Source organism: Streptomyces sp. NPDC055966 (assembly GCF_042269865.1).
Taxonomy (GTDB): domain Bacteria; phylum Actinomycetota; class Actinomycetes; order Streptomycetales; family Streptomycetaceae; genus Streptomyces.
In genome coordinates, this window is sequence record NZ_JBHJYK010000030.1 from 68,948 (window position 1) to 85,380 (window position 16,433).

At 68.7% G+C, this 16,433-nt stretch carries 12 protein-coding genes and 5 pseudogenes; 11 read left to right on the plus strand and 6 right to left on the minus strand.

The window, feature by feature from the left end; genetic code table 11:
- Positions 1-172: 172 nt before the first annotated feature.
- The 5 genes and pseudogenes from ACFC8N_RS42330 (at position 173) to ACFC8N_RS42350 (ending at position 4,353) form a co-directional block, all read left to right on the plus strand.
- Positions 173-1,129, plus strand: a complete 957-nt coding sequence (locus tag ACFC8N_RS42330; protein ID WP_376294953.1) for an SDR family NAD(P)-dependent oxidoreductase — start codon at positions 173-175, stop codon at positions 1,127-1,129.
- Between the two features lie 17 nt (positions 1,130-1,146).
- Positions 1,147-1,296: pseudogene (locus tag ACFC8N_RS42335) on the plus strand (hypothetical protein); the annotation flags it as partial.
- Between the two features lie 133 nt (positions 1,297-1,429).
- The gene (locus ACFC8N_RS42340; protein ID WP_376294954.1) at positions 1,430-2,710 is read left to right on the plus strand and encodes a low temperature requirement protein A; all 1,281 of its coding nucleotides are present in this window, start codon (positions 1,430-1,432) and stop codon (positions 2,708-2,710) included.
- Positions 2,638-3,573, plus strand: coding sequence for a PhzF family phenazine biosynthesis protein (locus tag ACFC8N_RS42345; protein WP_376294956.1), 936 nt, complete (start codon positions 2,638-2,640; stop codon positions 3,571-3,573). Before ACFC8N_RS42340 ends, ACFC8N_RS42345 begins: the two co-directional genes overlap by 73 nt.
- Positions 3,574-4,026: 453 nt before the next feature.
- Positions 4,027-4,353 carry a MarR family winged helix-turn-helix transcriptional regulator gene (locus tag ACFC8N_RS42350; protein ID WP_376294957.1) on the plus strand — a complete coding sequence of 109 codons (327 nt, stop codon included), beginning with the start codon at positions 4,027-4,029 and terminating at the stop codon, positions 4,351-4,353.
- A gap of 230 nt (positions 4,354-4,583) precedes the next feature.
- On the opposite strand, the gene ACFC8N_RS42355 is transcribed toward ACFC8N_RS42350, so the two are convergent.
- Entirely contained in the window at positions 4,584-5,258 is a 675-nt protein-coding gene (locus ACFC8N_RS42355) for a GntR family transcriptional regulator (protein WP_376294959.1), read from the minus strand.
- Between the two features lie 88 nt (positions 5,259-5,346).
- Here ACFC8N_RS42355 and ACFC8N_RS42360 point away from each other — a divergent pair, with 88 nt between their 5' ends.
- Positions 5,347-6,084 (plus strand): SDR family NAD(P)-dependent oxidoreductase, encoded by a 738-nt coding sequence (locus ACFC8N_RS42360; RefSeq protein ID WP_376294960.1) that lies wholly within the window; start codon positions 5,347-5,349, stop codon positions 6,082-6,084.
- A gap of 14 nt (positions 6,085-6,098) precedes the next feature.
- Here ACFC8N_RS42360 and ACFC8N_RS42365 read toward each other — a convergent pair.
- The 3 genes and pseudogenes from ACFC8N_RS42365 to ACFC8N_RS42375 all read right to left on the minus strand — a co-directional run.
- Positions 6,099-6,545: pseudogene (locus tag ACFC8N_RS42365) on the minus strand (enoyl-CoA hydratase-related protein); the annotation flags it as partial.
- An 8-nt stretch (positions 6,546-6,553) separates the two neighbouring features.
- The gene (locus ACFC8N_RS42370) at positions 6,554-7,774 is read right to left on the minus strand and encodes a CaiB/BaiF CoA transferase family protein (RefSeq protein WP_376294961.1); all 1,221 of its coding nucleotides are present in this window, start codon (positions 7,772-7,774) and stop codon (positions 6,554-6,556) included.
- 5 nt (positions 7,775-7,779) lie between these two features.
- Positions 7,780-9,006 (minus strand): acyl-CoA dehydrogenase family protein, encoded by a 1,227-nt coding sequence (locus ACFC8N_RS42375; RefSeq protein WP_376294986.1) that lies wholly within the window; start codon positions 9,004-9,006, stop codon positions 7,780-7,782.
- A gap of 553 nt (positions 9,007-9,559) precedes the next feature.
- On the opposite strand from ACFC8N_RS42375, the gene ACFC8N_RS42380 reads away from it, so the two are divergent.
- Together ACFC8N_RS42380 and ACFC8N_RS42385 are read left to right on the plus strand one after the other, a co-directional pair.
- The gene (locus ACFC8N_RS42380) at positions 9,560-10,057 is read left to right on the plus strand and encodes a hypothetical protein (protein ID WP_376294962.1); all 498 of its coding nucleotides are present in this window, start codon (positions 9,560-9,562) and stop codon (positions 10,055-10,057) included.
- Between the two features lie 326 nt (positions 10,058-10,383).
- Positions 10,384-12,501, plus strand: a complete 2,118-nt coding sequence (locus ACFC8N_RS42385) for a SpoIIE family protein phosphatase (RefSeq protein WP_376294963.1) — start codon at positions 10,384-10,386, stop codon at positions 12,499-12,501.
- 94 nt (positions 12,502-12,595) lie between these two features.
- Here the strand turns inward: ACFC8N_RS42385 and ACFC8N_RS42390 are convergent.
- A pseudogene (locus tag ACFC8N_RS42390) lies at positions 12,596-12,721 on the minus strand (IS5/IS1182 family transposase); the annotation flags it as partial.
- 184 nt (positions 12,722-12,905) lie between these two features.
- On the opposite strand from ACFC8N_RS42390, the gene ACFC8N_RS42395 reads away from it, so the two are divergent.
- Positions 12,906-13,301, plus strand: a complete 396-nt coding sequence (locus tag ACFC8N_RS42395) for a GNAT family N-acetyltransferase (RefSeq protein ID WP_376294965.1) — start codon at positions 12,906-12,908, stop codon at positions 13,299-13,301.
- Positions 13,302-13,888: 587 nt separating this feature from the next.
- Positions 13,889-14,732 (plus strand): annotated as a pseudogene (locus ACFC8N_RS42400) (IS5 family transposase).
- Between the two features lie 4 nt (positions 14,733-14,736).
- Here the strand turns inward: ACFC8N_RS42400 and ACFC8N_RS42405 are convergent.
- Positions 14,737-15,452, minus strand: a pseudogene (locus ACFC8N_RS42405) (SDR family oxidoreductase).
- Between the two features lie 72 nt (positions 15,453-15,524).
- Here ACFC8N_RS42405 and ACFC8N_RS42410 point away from each other — a divergent pair.
- Positions 15,525-16,340, plus strand: a complete 816-nt coding sequence (locus ACFC8N_RS42410; protein ID WP_376294987.1) for a helix-turn-helix transcriptional regulator — start codon at positions 15,525-15,527, stop codon at positions 16,338-16,340.
- Positions 16,341-16,433 lie beyond the last annotated feature (93 nt).

A 16,433-nucleotide genomic window follows, 5' to 3' on the forward strand; every position in this document is an offset into this window, starting at 1 on the left:
CGTGGACTCCCATCGGCCGTTCTCCGTCTTCCCGGTGACCCGGCCAGACCCCGTCCCGGCGGTCCGGCATCGCCTTTCGACCGACCCCCATTGCCGAGGCCGCCGAACGCAATCGGCAACCATGCCGCACGCGTTGAGGCCCTCGGTGTTCTCAGATCAGGAGACTCGACTCATGTCAGTGCCTCAGACACCCCCCACGTTCGGGGCAAGCACAACCGCCGCCGACGTGATCGACGGCGCCGACCTTCACGGCCGCCGGGCCGTGGTGACCGGAGCCAGTTCCGGAATCGGCGTGGAGACAGCTCGGACGCTCGCAGCGGCAGGAGCCGACGTCACCTTGGCAGTGCGTGACACTGACGCGGGAGCGCGCGTGGTGGCACGCCTGGAGGCCGAACTTCCCCCGAAATCGGGGAAGTTGACCGTGGGGCGACTCGACCTGGCCGACCGCTCGACGGTCGCGGCGTTCGTGTCCGCCTGGACGGGACCGCTGCACATCCTTGTGGGCAATGCCGGGGTGATGGCCCTGCCGGAACTCACCCACACCCCTGACGGCAGGGAAACCCAGTTCGCCGTCAACCACCTGGGGCACTTCGCCCTCGCCGTCGGCCTCCGCCCGGCTCTCGCGGCGGCGGGCGGCGCTCGGATCGTCTCGGTGAGTTCCATCGGCCACCTCTTCTCACCGGTGGTCTTCGACGACCTGGACTACCGCTTCCGCCCCTACGACCCCTGGACCTCCTACGGTCAGTCGAAGACCGCCAACATCCTGTTCGCCGTCGGTGCCGCGGAACGATGGGCCGACGACGGCATCACCGCCAATGCGCTGATGCCGGGCAACATCGGCGACACCTCCCTGGCCCGGCACATGGACATGCAGCAGGTGGCAGACTTCATCGCCTCGGGCGCCATCGCGCTGCCGCCGCAGAAGACGGTGGAGCAGGGCGCCGCGACTTCGGTGCTGCTGGCAGCCTCGCCGACGGTGGAGGGCATCACCGGCCGCTATTTCGAGGACTGTGCCGAGGCCGAGCCAGTCGCCGAGCGGGCCGGTGCGGTCGCCGGTGTAGCGCCCTACGCCCTGGACCGGGAGAACGCGGCCCGGTTGTGGGCCGTGTCCGAGGATCTCGCCCGCTAGCGACCTACGCTGCCGGCATGACGTCGCGACACGAGCAGTGGACCCGGCTGCGCAGCCAGTTGTGGCGCCCGCCGCGTGCCCATGGTGAGCAGCCGCGCGAGCGGGTGGTCGGCCCACCCGAACTGTTCTACGACCTCGTCGTGGTGGTACTGGTCGCCCAGGCCGCCCACCGCTTGGCCGGGCATCTGACCTGGCGCGGGCTGGGTGAGTTCGCGGTGGTTCGAGCTGGTGGACAACGGCTGGTTCAACGGCAGCCTCCACCACGAACTGCACGGGCACGAGGATGCCCGCGGCCCGAGCATGTTCCTGCTGCAGATCCCGCTACTGGTCCCACTGGGTACATTCATCCCCGAGGCGGGCGGCGCCCGAGGAGTCGCGTCTGCCGTGGACGCGGGGGTGTTGTTCGCGGTGCTGGCGGTGCTGTGTCTACTCGCCGGACGCGGTAACAGCGCCGAATTCCGCCGTCCCAGCAGGGTGTTCGTGACCGGGACGGCCGTGTGCGCGGTCGTCCTGGCCGCGAGCGCCGCCCTGCCTGCGGGTCTCCGCATGCTGACGTGGGGTCTGCTGGCGGTCGCGTACCTGGCGTGGCTTGCTGTGATGCTGGGGTGGGCCTTCCCGGAACGGTCGGTCACGCTCAGCGTGACCGACGCGCTCACCGAACGGTTCGGGCTGTTCATCATCATGCTGGGCGAGACCGTCACAGGAGTGGTCGACGGACTGGCCCACGAGCACACCAGCGCGCTCACCCTCGCCGTCGGGCTGATCGCCGTGGTTGTCGGCTTCGGCGCCTGGTGGACATACTTCGACTTCACCGGCCACCGGCTGCCGAAGGCCACCCGCGCGAGCACCGTGCTGTGGATGCTGGTGCACCTGCCGCTCACGGCGGCCCCCATGGCGGCCATGGGGGCCGGCCATGGTCGGTTTCGTCGAGCATGCCCACGAGAAGGACGTGCAACGCAACGCCCAGACACCGGTTGCCCCCTACGATGTCAGGGCGCTCCGGCGTCCCTCTCACCGCGCCGCTTGGCTGGCCAGAGCTGGACGAACCGGGCCTCACCGCGAAATAGTGGACGATCGCAGCGATCGGCGACCGCCTCGGGCACGCCCTGTGCCGGGGCCGCTCACTCGCGCCCGCCGGACGTCCGCCTGGCCGCGCTGCACGACGGTGGCCGATCTCAGCTGGACTGCCGCGGCGACCCGCAGCGCCGCGATCCCAACCACCGACGTCTCCGGACAGCCACCCCGACCGCGCATCCTGCCCGGCACGGGCAGCAGCAGCCGGATGGCCGCCCAATTCGCGTCCGTCATGCGCGTCGGGCAGCACGGCTGCCGGGACCAGTTGTCGGCAGCGTTTGCGAACCGGTGGGCCAGGCAGTCACACGCCAGGGCGACGGAGTTGAACCATCCGGTCGGCGTCGCGGAACACTGCGGCATCGGGGACTCCCACTTGACGGGTATGTCACAAGATCGGAAAGACAGCAGATACGGAGAACTGAGGGAGCCGCCCCATGTCGGAACACCGGACCCCGGACGACTACGTGTCGTTCGCCCTGGTCGACGTCTTCGCCGACACGCCACTGACCGGCAACCCGTTGGCCGTCGTCGACGTGAGCCACCTCGACGACGACCCGCCCGTCGCATGGATGCAAAAGGTGGCGCGTGAGTTCAACCAGGCCGAGACCACGTTCGTCCTGCGTCCGAAAGCCGCTGCGGGCCGGAATGCGGCGGCCCGGCTGCGTTCCTTCACCGCAGGCGGGACCGAGGTCTTCGGTGCCGGCCACAACGCGTTGGGAGCGTGGTGGTGGCTCTTCGAGACCGGCCGTGTGACACGACCGGACGACGGTGGCCGTATCTCGCAGCAGATCGGCGACCGGCAGTCGGACGTCCTCGTCCTCGAAGACACGCTCGGGATGGTGCAGGAGCCGGCACGCATCGGCCGGCTGGCGGAGCCGGCAGCTGTAGTCGACGCGCTGCGGCTGAGCCTTGAGGATCTCGACCTCTCGCTGACCCCACGGAGTGTCGACACCGGCGCCAGTCATCTCCTTGTCGCGATCAACGACACCGCGGCGCTGGCACGATGTGCGCCCGAGAAGGCCGCGTTGGTCCGGGTGACACGCACGTGCCAGGCACAGGGTCTCTACGCGGTGTCCATCGGAGACGAACGCCCCGTGACCAGCGTGTCGGCACGATTCTTCAACCCCGGCTCCGGGCTCGACGAGGACCCAGCCACTGGAAGCGCCGCCGGGCCGCTGTGCGCGTACCTGGACCACCTCGGCCTGCTCAGCGTCTCCAAGCGACTGGCCATCGCACAGGGCGAGTCCATGGCCCGTCCCAGCGTCATCAACATCCATCTCGATGACCGTTCCCGGCCAGTCGTCACAGGCCGATGCGCCATCTCCGCCGAAGGCCGGTTGAGCGGAGGAGAGTTCAATGTGGTGAGGTGATCGGCCTCCCCACCCATCACGGCGCAGTCCTGCCAACAGAGCGGACCATGGTCTCGTCAACACTCAGGCTCCAGTCACCGGCCGGGGCACCTCCCAAGCACCGGGGCGGCGATGCGCCGTTTCCGAACCGGTGAGTCAAGGAACGCCACGGCCAGCCAATCGGACTCCCGTTCGACACGCACGCCTGCAACCTCGTTCTGGATCCCTTGCGTGCGCAGCAGATACCTGCCGCCCTCCGATAGTCACGCACCCCCGATTTCGACAGCCAAGCTTGCAAGCTTTCCTCTCGAAGTCTTGTGGTTGCTTCATGCGCTGTTCCGAGTCCGAGCCCGAACCGCTCTCGCATCATGCGCTCACGGAGGCGGCCCACGAGCTGCGTTCGGCCATGCATCACCTGCTACGCGTTATGAGCGTGGAAGAGGCCGACGGCGATCCGGGCAGCCAGCTCACACCGTGCAGTCCTCGCTGCTCAAGCGGGTCCGCAGTGCCGGTCCCAGCACTCCGGCCGATCTGGCCAGGGCAGAGTTGGTGCGGCCGCAGTCGGTGTTGGCCACGCTCAAGCCCCTGGTTGAGGCGAGCCTAGTTGAACGGTACCCGCACCCGACGGACGGGCGGCAGATCCTGATCGTCCTGTCCGAGCGGGGCCGTGACCTGCTCGCCGAGCGGGACACCACCCGCAGTGATGTGCTGGCGTTGATGATCGCCGAACGGCTGAACCCGGCCGAGCAGCGCACCGTCGCCGAGGCCGCCACCCTGCTGCGGCGCCTGGGCGATCACTGAGCCCGGGCAGCACACGGCGCCACCGCCTCCGCGACGGAGCGGGCGCCACCAACGCTCTCTCGTATATGGCAAGGGCACACCCATGAGCCTCACCCTCTTCGACGACAAGACCGCCCTGGTCCTGAGTTCGCCGAGCTGGCCGACGGCCTGGCCAAGGACAGCGACATCCTGATCACCAAACGGCACTGGGGTGTTAGCCAGGAAGACCACCCGGAACCCCGCACTCCGGCTCACGACGGGGCGCGCGAGGCCACGATCAACGTGGTGGTCAACTCGATGTGCGCAGCCAGCGCGGCAACGGCGGCGTCGGCGTCGCCGTCGATCGCGTGCTGAAAGATGGTGGCGTGCTCCTGGGCCGGATCGCGCGCGGCGTCGGACGGGTCGATCGCTTCCGACCAGCGGCGGTAGAGGCAGGCGCTGTCCCGCAGTGCCGTCGCGATCGCGTAGAGCCGAGGGCTGCCACTCCCGGAGACCAGGGCGTCGTGGAAGTTCGCGTGGGCGGCTTCCCATGCCGGGGTGACGCGGGTTGGAGCGGACGCGTCGCGGCGAGGCGTGTCGGCAAGGATGAAATGGGTCGCAACGAGCTGGCTACGCCAGGCCATGTCGCCCCGCTCCATGCCACGCCGCAAGGCCAGGCACTCGATGTCCGTCCGCGTCCGGGTCAGATCGAGCAGGTCGTCGACGGAGATCGGCGTGACCTGGAAACCAGCCTGCGGGTTGGCCAGCACCAGTCCCTGCTCGGCCAGCCGGCTGAGCACCTCCCGGATCAGCCCGACGCTTGCGTCGTAGGCCTGACACAGCGGCGTGAACTTGAGCCGCTCGCCCGGCGCGAAGCGCCCGCCGAGGATGTCGGCCCGCAGCCGAGCGTGCACCTCGTCCGTGCGGGTCTTCGCGCTGGTTGACATGGACGGCAGGATACACAACTTCGAAGAGACTTTAGATGTTCGAAAATCTATTGACTCCTCGAATATATGAAGTCGAGACTTCTGGCCCATGACCTCTTCGATGAAACGCAGCGTCGTCATCACCGGTGGCGGGACGGGCATCGGCGCCGCCACCGCAGAACTGTTCGCCAGGACCGGGCACGACGTCACGATCACAGGCCGACGTAGTAACGTGCTGGCCACCACCGCCAAGCGGTTGGGGGTGACCCACACCGCGTTCGACGCCTCCGACCCGGCCGCCGTTCAGACGGCGCTCGACCAGATGCCGGCCACCATCGACGTGTTGGTCAACAACGCCGGCGGCAACACCGACCGTCGCCGTCCGACCGTCGCCGCAGGCGACCTTGCCGGCGTGGCCGACGCGTGGCGGGCCAACTTCGAGGCCAACGTGCTCACCACGGTCCTAGTCACCGAGGCGCTCAAGCCGAGGTTGGCGGACGGAGCACGCATAGTCACCGTCGGGTCGGTGGCTGCCAAGCAGGGATCCGGTTCGTACGGCGCGGCCAAGGCTGCCCTGGAGGCGTGGAACGTCGAGATCGCGAGGACACTGGGTTCCCGCAGGATCACTGCCAACGTCGTGGCACCGGGGGTCACCCTGGACACCGAGTTCTTCGCCGGCACGGTGTCCGAGGAATGGGTCGCGGCACGGGTGTCCGCCGCGTTCAACCGGCGGCCCGGCACCCCGAACGAGATCGCAGAGGCGATCTTCTTCCTCTGCCGGCCCGATTCCGGCCACCTGACCGGCCAGGTGATCCACGTCAACGGCGGCGCCTACGCGGCGCGGTGACCACTTGCTGAACCGGGCTTTCGTGCGGGCCGTCGGCAGCAGGAATGTCCGCCCTCTGCCGCCACGAGACCGCGGGTGGTCTCGGGAAGCCTAAACCGGGCGTCCTCCGCGGCGACGATGAGATCGCAGGCGAGTACCATCTCGAAGCCTCCGCCGAGCGCCCAGCCCTCGACCGCGGCGATCAGCGGCTTGCGCAACGCCGTGCGGGTGAACCCCCCGAATCCTCGGCCGGGGAGGACCGGCAGCTCCCCCTTCGTGAAGGCTTTCAGGTCCATGCCGACGCTGAACACCCCGCCCGCGCCCGTGAGGTCCGCGTCGAGCAGATCCACGGCCGCCGCGAGTTGTACCGCGACCTCCTGGTCGACGGCGTTCTTCTGCGCCGGGCGGTTGATGGTGAGGGTCAGCACTCCGCCGCGGCGCTCGTGCAGCACCATGGCGGCCGCTTCGGACGCCGTGCTCATCGCGGCGCCTACGCTTGCGTCGGGCCGGGAATCGCTCCCTGGGCGCGCAGTTCGGCGATGTCGGCAGGGCCGAATCCCAGCTCAGCGAGGATTCCGTCGTTGTGCTCACCCAGGTCCGGGGCCCGCTTCGCCGGGACCTTCTCGACGCCTCGCACAGTGACCGGGCTGTTGATGGTGTACTCCAGCCCGCTGACCCCGGCCAGCGGCACGACGATGTCGTTCGCGCGCAGTTGTGGGTCCTGCGCTGCCTCCTCCGGTGTCTGGATGAGGCTGTAGGTGACGCGTTCCCGGGTCAGGGCGTCCTTCCAGTGGGCGAACGACCGTGAGCGGAACTCGGCGTCGAGCAGTTCCGTCAGCGCGGCGGAGTTCTTGACGAAGCCCTCGATGCCGGCGAAACGGGGGTCCTCAAGGAGCTCGGGATGCCCGATGGCCCGCGTGAGTCCCGGCCAATGCGGGGGCGAGGCGACGAGCATGAACCACTCGTCGTCCGCGGTGCGGTAGGGGTTGATCAGCGGATTCGCCGGTGCCTTCCGATCATGCAGCTCGAACGGCGTGCCGCCGGCAAGCGCGCCAGCCACGAGTGTTCCCGTGGCCCACACGCCTGAGGCGAGCAGCGACGTCCCGACACTGGCCCCTTGTCCTGTCCGTTCCCGCCGGTACAGGGCGGTCACGATCGCGGCGTAGATCACGATCGCCGACATGTAGTCGCCGCTGCCCCAGACCGGCACCGTCGGCGGCGCTCCCGCGTCCCGGGTGGAGGCCAGCAGCCCACTGCGCGACCAAGCGGCGGTCAGGTCGAAGCCCGGCAGTCCGGCGTCGGGACCGGCGTCCCCGAAGCCCGTGATGTCGGCGTAGACGACTCTCGAGTTCCAACCCGAGACCTCTTCGTAGCCGAGGTGCAGCTTCTCGCGCGTGCCGTGCGGGAAATTGGTGATCACCACGTCGGCCCACTGGACGAGCCGCTTGAGAACCTCGGTGGCCGCCGGTGACTTCAGGTTGAGCACCATGCCGCGCTTGTTGCGGTTGGCGAGGTGCCAGCTGTAGTTCGACTCGGCCCGGGGGCTGGGCGGCACGGAGCTGAGCCGCCGCTGGGGGTCTCCCTTCCCCGGCGGCTCGATCTTGATGACGTCCGCTCCGAAGTCGGACAGCACGGTGGCCGCGGCCGGTCCCGCGATGAAGCTCGACGCATCGAGGACCCTCAAGTCGGTGAAGACGGAATCGGTTGTCATGGTCGTCACCTCACGAAGGCGCTCAGGCCGCCGGTCACGGCACGTCCGACGATGAGGGTCTGGATCTCCCGTGTGCCTTCGTACGAATAAATGGCCTCCGCGTCGGCGACGAAGCGGCCGATCTTGTAGTCGAGTACGATCCCGTTTCCGGCCATCAGCTCCCGCGCCCACCCGACGTTCTCGCGCATCCGCACGGTGCAGTGGGCCTTCGCCAGCGCGGACTGCTCGTCCCGGTAGACCCCGGCGTCCTGCAACTGGGCCAGTCGCGTCACCATCCCGCACGCGGCCGTGGCGTTGCCAAGCATCTTCACCAGCAGGTCCTGCACGAGCTGGAAGCCTCCGATGGGACGCCCGAACTGCTCGCGCTGTTTCGCGTAACTCAGGGCGATCTCGTAGGCGCCGAACATCACTCCCACCGCCTGCCACGCCACGCCGCTGCGCGTCTGACGCAGGATCTTGGCCGTGTCCTTGAAGGACTTCGCATTCTGGAGCCGGTTGGACTCCGGGACGCGGCAGCCGTCGAGCACGATGTCGGCGTTCTGCACGATCCGCAGCGCCATCTTGTTCTCGATCTTCGACGCGGTGAACCCCGGGGTGTCCTTCTCCACGACGAATCCCAGCACATGCTGCGTCTCGACATCGCGAGCCCAGATGACGACCAGATCGGCGAACGTCGCGTTGCCGATCCATCGCTTGGCTCCGTCGAGAATCCATCCGTCGCCGTCACGTCGCGCGATCGTCCGCAGGCCGCCCGCCACGTCGGATCCGCCGTGCGGCTCGGTCAGCCCGAAGGCGCCGATCTTCTCGAAGCGGCTCATTGCCGGCAGCCATCGCCGCTTCTGTTCGTCGGAGCCGCAGGCGAGGATGGTGCCCATGGCCAGCCCCGTGTGCACGCCGAAGAACGTCGCCAAGGACGCGTCGAAGTGTGCGAGCTCCAGCGCGGTGAAGCCCGAGAAGAGGTTGCTCGGCTTGGATTCTGGGGAGTCGGGGTCGGCCCATTCCATCAAGCCCAGCTTCCCGAAGCCCTCCACCAGCTGGAAGGGGAACTCGGCCCGGCCCCAGTAGTCGTCGACGAGCGGAGCGGCCTGCGTGCGCAGGAAATCGCGCAGGGTTGCGATCTTCCCCCGTTCCTTCTCCGACAGCAGTTCCTCATGGGCGTAGAAGTCGGCGGGCAGCATCCCTGCGTCCAGGTAGGGACCAGACGGTGTCGGCAAGGTCGTCGTACCGCTCATGGCAATCTCCCTCAAACGCAGCGGGCACGGCTCGCAGGTCCGCGCCCTGGAGCCCACTTCTGCGCGGCGATTCGGTTCTCTGCCGCGATTGAACGAGGAGTCGTGGCCACTTCCCCGGACCCGCGCCGCCACGGGGTGCCTTTGCCACCGCGTATCACCCCAGTGGCCCGCCGCAGCCCGGCGAGACAGAGGCGCTGGAAGAGTCAGCGCGCTCATCGGGGGCCCGAGTGCGGTTGGCCCGCGCATGCGCACCGAGAGACGGCCTCGGCTGCTCGAACGGCACGCGTCGCGGACTCGTCGTGGCGTGGTACGCACAGCAACAGCCCATCGGGTCTGTACAACATGCGCCCAGGACCCACTACGGCGGCTTCTGGCATGGTCTCGCGAAATGCCGCGCCAGGCCCGGCCCACGTCCCCTCCTCGGCTGCCTGGTGGGAGCCGGCCGCCGTGCCGGCGCAGGTGTTCGTCCCAGGAGGCCAGCAGGAACGTCTCGAGGCAGTGATCGGGATGCGCCCGTCCCGGCAGAGGTTCCCGTGTCGGCACGGTCCTGGCCGTGGGTGCGGACATCACCGACGTCCGCCCCGGCGACACGGTCCTGCTTCCCTTCGGCACCTTCGCCTGGTCCGAAAAGGTCCTGGCGGAGGCCGCGAAGCTGACGGTCGTCGACAAGTCCATCAGCCTCGACCAGGCCGCGATGCTCACCATTAATCCCATCACCGGAGCGCTCCTTGTGGAGTCGCGTGACCTGCCCGCTGGCTCGTGGGTGGTGCAGAACGCGGCGGACAGTGGGGTCAGCCGTTCCGTCATCGCTTTCGCCAAGGAGCGCGGACTTCGCACGATCAACATCGTCCGCCGAGAGAAGCTGGTCACCGAGATCGAGGAACTGGGCGCTGACATCGTGCTTGCCGATCATCCGGACGTGGCCGCGCGGGTACGTGCGATCACCGGCGACGATCCGGTGTTGCTGGGACTCCACGGCGTCAGCGGAGAGGCCACCTCACTGCTGCTGGACGCGTTGACCGAGGGACACCTGCTCCGGGCGGCGGTGTGACTGGTCAGTTTTTCCGTGCCGCGTCGAGGACCTGGCCCGGCTGGGCGTCCGGCGAGACGGTGATACTCGCGGGGCGCACTCGGTTCCTCGCGCCAGCCGGCCAGTGGCCGGCCGCCGACCACCGGCCACTCCCAGGCTGTCACCGACCGTGACGGGGCAGTTGCCCCAGACACTCCGCAATCTGCCGACCACCCATGTCCACTCTGTACCCATTCCTCCTACAGGGCGTACCGTGTGGGCAGCTGTTGCTCCACGAGGTGCGACGATCGTGCTCGTGCCTCGTCCGGCGGGGCCTCAACCGCCACGACACCGGACCGGAGGACGTCATGTCCGGGATCTCTGGCCCACCGGCCTGTCACAAGTCACTCGACGACGCGCTCGATGTGGGGTTGGCCGACATCGTTCGCCACACCGGCGCTTCCACGGGTGTCCTCTACCTGATCGAGGAGGAGGAACCGGCGATGCGTCTGGTGGCGCTGTGCGGCCTGCCCCTCGAATTTACTGCCCCATGGCACCGTGTGTCGCTCACCGCTTCCCTGCCGCTCACCGACGCGATCCGTGAGGACAGGTTCGTCTGGGTCGGCTGTCAGGACGACTTGGCCCACCGCTACCCACGCACCGCCGCCGTTCTGCCTTATCGGATCGCGTTCGCCGCGATCCCGCTGACCGGGGTGCGCCGCTGCTGGGGCGGGATCGTGCTGATGTGGCCCGCTGATGTCCCACGTGAGGCCACGCCCCGTGAACGCGGCTACATCACCTCCAGTGCCCGCCGCTTGGCCCGTCTCCTGGACGACGCACCTCACCCGCCGACCCTGCCGGACCGGCCGCACGTCGTCCCTGCCAACGCTCCGGTTCGGCCCGTTCTGCCAGGACTGGCCGCCGCCGAATACCTCGAACGCCTCCCCGAGGGCGCTCTGTCCCTCGACCTGGAGGGCCGGATCACCTACATCACCACCACTGCCGCCCGCCTGCTCGGGCGCAGTGCGGACCAGCTGCTCGGGACCCGGCCCTGGCAGGCGCTGCCCTGGCTCGACGACCCCGTGTACGAGGACCGGTACCGCACTGCGGTCATCAGCCGGGCTCCGCTGTCCTTCACTGCCGTGCGTCCGCCGGATCACCGGCTGAAGTTCCGGTTCTATCCGGACGTTAGCGGCATCAGCGTTCGCATCACCTCACACGCGGAACAGACCCCGCCTGGCCCGCGGGAAGCAACCGTGCACCGGGCCCCGGTGGCGCGGACCGGCCGGATGTACCAGCTGACCCATCTGTCCGCCGCGCTCACCGAAACCGTGAGCGTGCGCGATCTCGTCGATCTGGTCGCCCGGGAGATCCTGCCCGCCTTCGGCGCCCAGGGCCTGACGCTGTGGGCTGCCGAGGCCGGCCGTCTGAAGGTAATCGGCTTTCACGGCTACCCGGCCGATGCCATCGCACGCATCGACGGGCTGCCCCTGCACACCGATCTCACACCGGCCGGCCAGGTCCTGGCCAGCGGCACCCCCGCCTTCTTCTCCAGCCCGGCCGAGATGGCCGCACGCCACCCCGAGGCGCCCCAGATCAGCGGCAAACAGGCCTGGGCCATCCTCCCGCTGACCATCAGAGGAAGAGCGGTGGGCTGCTGCGTCCTGTCCTACAACCGACCTCACACCTTCACGGCCGATGAACGGGCCGTCCTGACCGCTCTGGCGGGTCTGATCGCCCAGGCACTCGACCGCGCCCGCATGTACGACGCCCAGCAGCACCTCGCTCACGGCCTCCAGAAGGCACTTCTGCCGCGCGCTCTACCCGCCGTGGCCGGCCTCGACATCGCCGCCCGCTACCTGCCGGCGAGCCACGGCATCGAGGTCGGCGGCGACTTCTACGATCTGCTGCGGCTCGACGACACCAGCGCCGTCGCGGTCATCGGCGACGTCGAGGGCCACAGCATCGCCGCAGCCGCACTCATGGGCCAAGTACGCACCGCCATCCACGCCCACGTCACCGCCGGAGCAACGCCGGACCAGGTCCTGGCCCGCACCAACCGGCTCCTGGCCGAACTCGACTCCGACCTGCTTGTCTCCTGCCTCTACGCTCACCTCGACCTGGCTGCCCGCGAAATCGCCCTCGCCAGCGCCGGACACGTCCCCCCGTTGCTGCGCCTAGCCCGCCATCACGCCCGGGTCCTGGACGACATCGAGCCCGGGCCGCTGCTGGGCATCGACGCCCTCGCCCACTACCCCGTCACCATGGTCTCCCTACCCGCGGACGCGACCCTGGCCTTGTACACCGATGGTCTCGTGGAGGTCGCGGGTACCGACACCACACAAGTCACCGCCAGCCTAGTCGGACATCTGGCCGGCACGGACGACACTGACCTGGAGGGCCTGATCGACGGCCTGGTCCACCACACCTGGCCCACGGGCCGGCACACCGACGACATCGCGGTGCTTCTTCTGCGAGCCAGCTGACACAGCCGCAAGCAGAACGACGGTACGTGCCACCACGGCGCCGCCTTCAACCACGGTCCGCCGACGCCTTCTTGAGTGCTATTAACACCGTGTCCTACATAGTCAGTTTGATGAGGCGTTTGTAGCAGCAGAGCGTCGCGGCGAGGCCGAGAAAGGCCAGGTAGTTGCGGGGATGCCGCTTGTAGCGGGGTGACAGGCGGCGGTAGCCGGTCAGCCAGGAAGATGGGTCGGCCGCGCGGTGAGGTGCCTGCCGTGGCAGGTCCAGTTCCGCGCGGCCTCCCGCCGAGCCGGACATGACGGTTTCCCGGTCATCCGGCTCTCCAGTGAGGTTTGTCTTAGCGATGATCACCGCCGATCTTGTATGCGGAGGAGGATCGGGCAAGGCGGCGGTCTACGCTCGCGCCATGACGATCACGTATGAGTGGCGGGGAGACTTCGACAACGCAGCCGTCAATGAGCTGCATGCAGAGGGTTTCAACTATCAGGCCCTGCAAGCCGACTGGCTGACCCGGGTGCAACGCCACAGCCTCGGCTGGGTCTGTGCACGGCATGACGGCAACCTCATCGGCTTTGTCAACGTCGTGTGGGACGGCGGTGTGCATGCGTTCGTTCTGGACACTGTGGTCGCAGAGAGCTACCGCCGCTCGGGGACCGGAGCCGAACTCATCGCGGAGGCCACCCGGCAAGCCCGGCAAGCCGGATGCGCATGGCTACACGTCGACTTCGAGGACGATCTGCGGTCGTTCTATTTCGACGCCTGCGGGTTCAAGCCGACGGCCGCGGGTCTCATCGCGCTCTGAGCGGACCTCGCCGCGTGGCGCCCCCGGCCAGGAACACCCGTGAAGCCCCTGGTAGGACAGGTCTCACCACAAGATCATGTCCGCTGAACCAGAGGCCTCACGTTGGTCACCTATGTTGCCACGCTCGACGTCCCGCGCCACGCCGTCGAGTTCCTCGCCCGGCTGCTGTCCGCCCACCGGCGGCGGATCGGCACGCCGAAGGGCTCTCGCGCGCTCGGGCCGTTCCGGCAGCGGTGCTGGTACTGCGCTGGTTCCGCGAGCGCGGCTGCGTGCACTGCCTGGCCCGTGACGCGGGCGTCTCCCAGGCCACCGGCTACCGCTACTTGCACGAAGGCATCGACGTCCTCTCCGACCAGGCCCCCGACCTGCACGAAGTCCTCGCCCGCTGCCAACGCGAGGGCATGACACGCGTGATCCTGGACGGCACGCTGATCGAGTCCGACCGCCTCGCTGGCGTCCGGGACAACGGGATCGACCTGTGGTTCAGAGCTCGCGCAGATAGGCGGTGTTGGGAACCCCCGGCAGCGAAGCGGGCACAGGCTCCGGTGATCACGGAGGTGCGACGCTCTGTGATCACTGGGGAACCTGTGCCCGTGCTGCCATCATGGCTGACTGACCCGCTCTGGGACCAATTCGTCGTCCTGCTGCCCGAGAGGCCGGCGGTCGATCCGTCCCACCCGCTGGGTTGCCACCGGCGCCGCGTCAGCGACCGGATCGTGTTCGACAAGCTGCTGCAGCTCCTGCGGTTCGGCTGCTCCTACCAGGCGATCGCCGACACGACCTGCTCGGCGACCACCATCCGCAACCGCCGCGACGAGTGGATCCGGATCGGCTTGTTCGCCCAGCTCAAGCAGATCGCCCTGGAGTCCTACGACCGGATCGTCGGGCTCGTGCTCGACCAGATCGCCATCGACGGTTCCATCACCAAGGCCCCCGGCGGCGGCGCGGTCGCCGGGCGCTCACCGGTCGACCGCGGCAAACAGGGCCTGAAACGTTCGGGCATGACGGACGGTTACGGAATTCCGCTGGGCCGTGTCCTGGCCGGGGCGAACCGCCACGACTCGCCACTTCTCGCGCCGACGCTGGACCTGCTGGACGAGCTCGGGCCGCTGCCCGACGACGTCACGGTGCACTTGGACGCCGGCTACGACTCGGACAAGACCCGCACCGAACTCGCCGCCCGCAACCTGCACGGCCGCATCGCGCACAAGGGCGAGAAGGCACCGATCCAAGCGAGCCGGCGGTGGGCATGTCGAGCGCACACACGCCTGGCAGAACGCCTTCCACCGCCTCGCCCGCTGCTACGAGCGCCGCACCGCCGTGATCAACGCCTTCTTCGACCTCGCCGACACGATCATCACCGTTCGTAGCCTGATCCGACGAGCCTGGACCACCCACCGCTGGGACGACCGCCCCCGACAGCGGCCATGACTGATCACCAGGGTACGGGCGTTGCGTCCCAGGAGAAGAAGCCACCGGTTGGGCCGTCGTCCGGCAGCAGGGCCAGGTGTAGGGCACCGTGGGCGGCCTCGGCCGGGTCGCCGCCGGCAGCGGCGGCGCCGGGGGTGAGATCAGTGGCCCGCGCGCCGGGGGCGAGCGCGTTGACCTTGAAGCCTTCCTCGGCCAGCGTTTGGGCGTAGAAGACAGTGAGGGCGTTGAGGGCGGCCTTGGAGGACCGGTAGGCGGCGGCGCGACCGCTTCCCGGGGTGAACTGGGGGTTGGGGTTCTGGCTCCAGGTCAGCGATGCCGTGCCGCTGGAGATGTTGACGATGCGAGGGTGCGGGGACCGGCGTAGGGCGGGTAGGAAGGCGTTGGTCACTGCGACCGTTCCGAACACGTTGGTCTCGTAGGTGCGCTGGAACTCCTCGACGCCGGTTTCAGCGGGCGGGGCGAGGGAGAGTGCGACCCCAGCGTTGTTGACCAGTACTCCAGGTGGTCCAGCTGGGCCGCGGCCTTCGCGATGCTGTCCGGATCTGTCACGTCGAGGACCAGCGGGCGGGCGCCGGCGCCGATCTCCTCGACGGCCCGCTGCCCGCGGCCTGCGTCGCGGGAGCCCACGTACACGGTGAAGCCCTGCGCGGCGAGCAGCCGGGCGATGTGCTTGCCGATGCCCTTGTTGGCGCCGGTGACCAGTGCTGTGCGATCGTTCATGGCAACTACGGTTCCCTGGTTGGTGGTACCCCTGCCAGGGACAGCCTGTACCAGGCAGTGGGAGGAGGCGGGATTGCGCGGCAGGAGCTGGCCCACTACCTGCGGGACCGCCGGGAGGGCCTGCGTCCGCCCCAGGTTGGCCTGACCGAGACGGGCACCACTCGCCGTACACCGGGCCTGCGCCGCGAAGAGGTGGCCGAGCTCGCCCACATGTCGGTCGACTACTACACACGGCTGGAGCAGGCCCGCGGACCGCGGCCATCGCCCGGAATCCTGGACGCGCTGGCCCAAGCACTGCGGCTCACCCAGGCCGAGCGCATCCACCTATTCCGCCTGGCGGGATCGAGCGCGCCGCCCGCCACCAGCGCTGTGCGACAGGTACGCCCGCACGTGGCCCGGATGCTGGACCGGCTGCCGCAGACCGCTGCCATCGTCACCGATGCCGCTTATGGCGTCATCGCCTGGAACCCCCTGGCCCAGACACTGCTCGGCGACGACCCCGCAGACGGGACCACGAACCTCGCCCGGCGCCGCTTCCTGGGACAGGGCCCGATGCATGAGAGCTCCAGCACCGAGGAGTTCGGACGCATCGTGGTGGCACGGCTACGCCGGGCCGCCGACCGCTACCCGCACGACCCGCAGTTGACCACCCTGCTGGCCGAACTGCACGCCAGCAGCAAGGAGTTCCGGCAGATCTGGGCAACGCGCCCCATCCACGCCCCCGGCCACCGCACCAAGACCCTCCACCACCCCCAGACCGGCACACTGCGGTTGAACTGCGACGTCCTGCTCATACCCGAGGACGATCAGGAAGTCGTCCTGATCACGGCCGACCCCGGATCACCTACCGCACGAAGCCTGCACAGGCTGGCCAGGCAGACGGCCTGAAACAGAGGACTGGCGCGGCTCTCTCCAGCGCTCACAGAGCGTGGCAGCGGCGTAATCACCCGGACCTGTGTAGGCCGATGAGCTCGACCGCGG

Coding starts and splice junctions, on each gene's coding strand:
- ACFC8N_RS42330 (WP_376294953.1), top strand. CDS start 173: ATGTCAGTGCCTCAGACACCCCCCACGTTCGGGGCAAGCACAACCGCC.
- ACFC8N_RS42340 (WP_376294954.1), top strand. CDS start 1,430: ATGTTCCTGCTGCAGATCCCGCTACTGGTCCCACTGGGTACATTCATC.
- ACFC8N_RS42345 (WP_376294956.1), top strand. CDS start 2,638: ATGTCGGAACACCGGACCCCGGACGACTACGTGTCGTTCGCCCTGGTC.
- ACFC8N_RS42355 (WP_376294959.1), bottom strand. CDS start 5,258: ATGTCAACCAGCGCGAAGACCCGCACGGACGAGGTGCACGCTCGGCTG.
- ACFC8N_RS42360 (WP_376294960.1), top strand. CDS start 5,347: ATGACCTCTTCGATGAAACGCAGCGTCGTCATCACCGGTGGCGGGACG.
- ACFC8N_RS42370 (WP_376294961.1), bottom strand. CDS start 7,774: ATGACAACCGATTCCGTCTTCACCGACTTGAGGGTCCTCGATGCGTCG.
- ACFC8N_RS42375 (WP_376294986.1), bottom strand. CDS start 9,006: ATGAGCGGTACGACGACCTTGCCGACACCGTCTGGTCCCTACCTGGAC.
- ACFC8N_RS42385 (WP_376294963.1), top strand. CDS start 10,384: ATGTCCGGGATCTCTGGCCCACCGGCCTGTCACAAGTCACTCGACGAC.
- ACFC8N_RS42395 (WP_376294965.1), top strand. CDS start 12,906: ATGACGATCACGTATGAGTGGCGGGGAGACTTCGACAACGCAGCCGTC.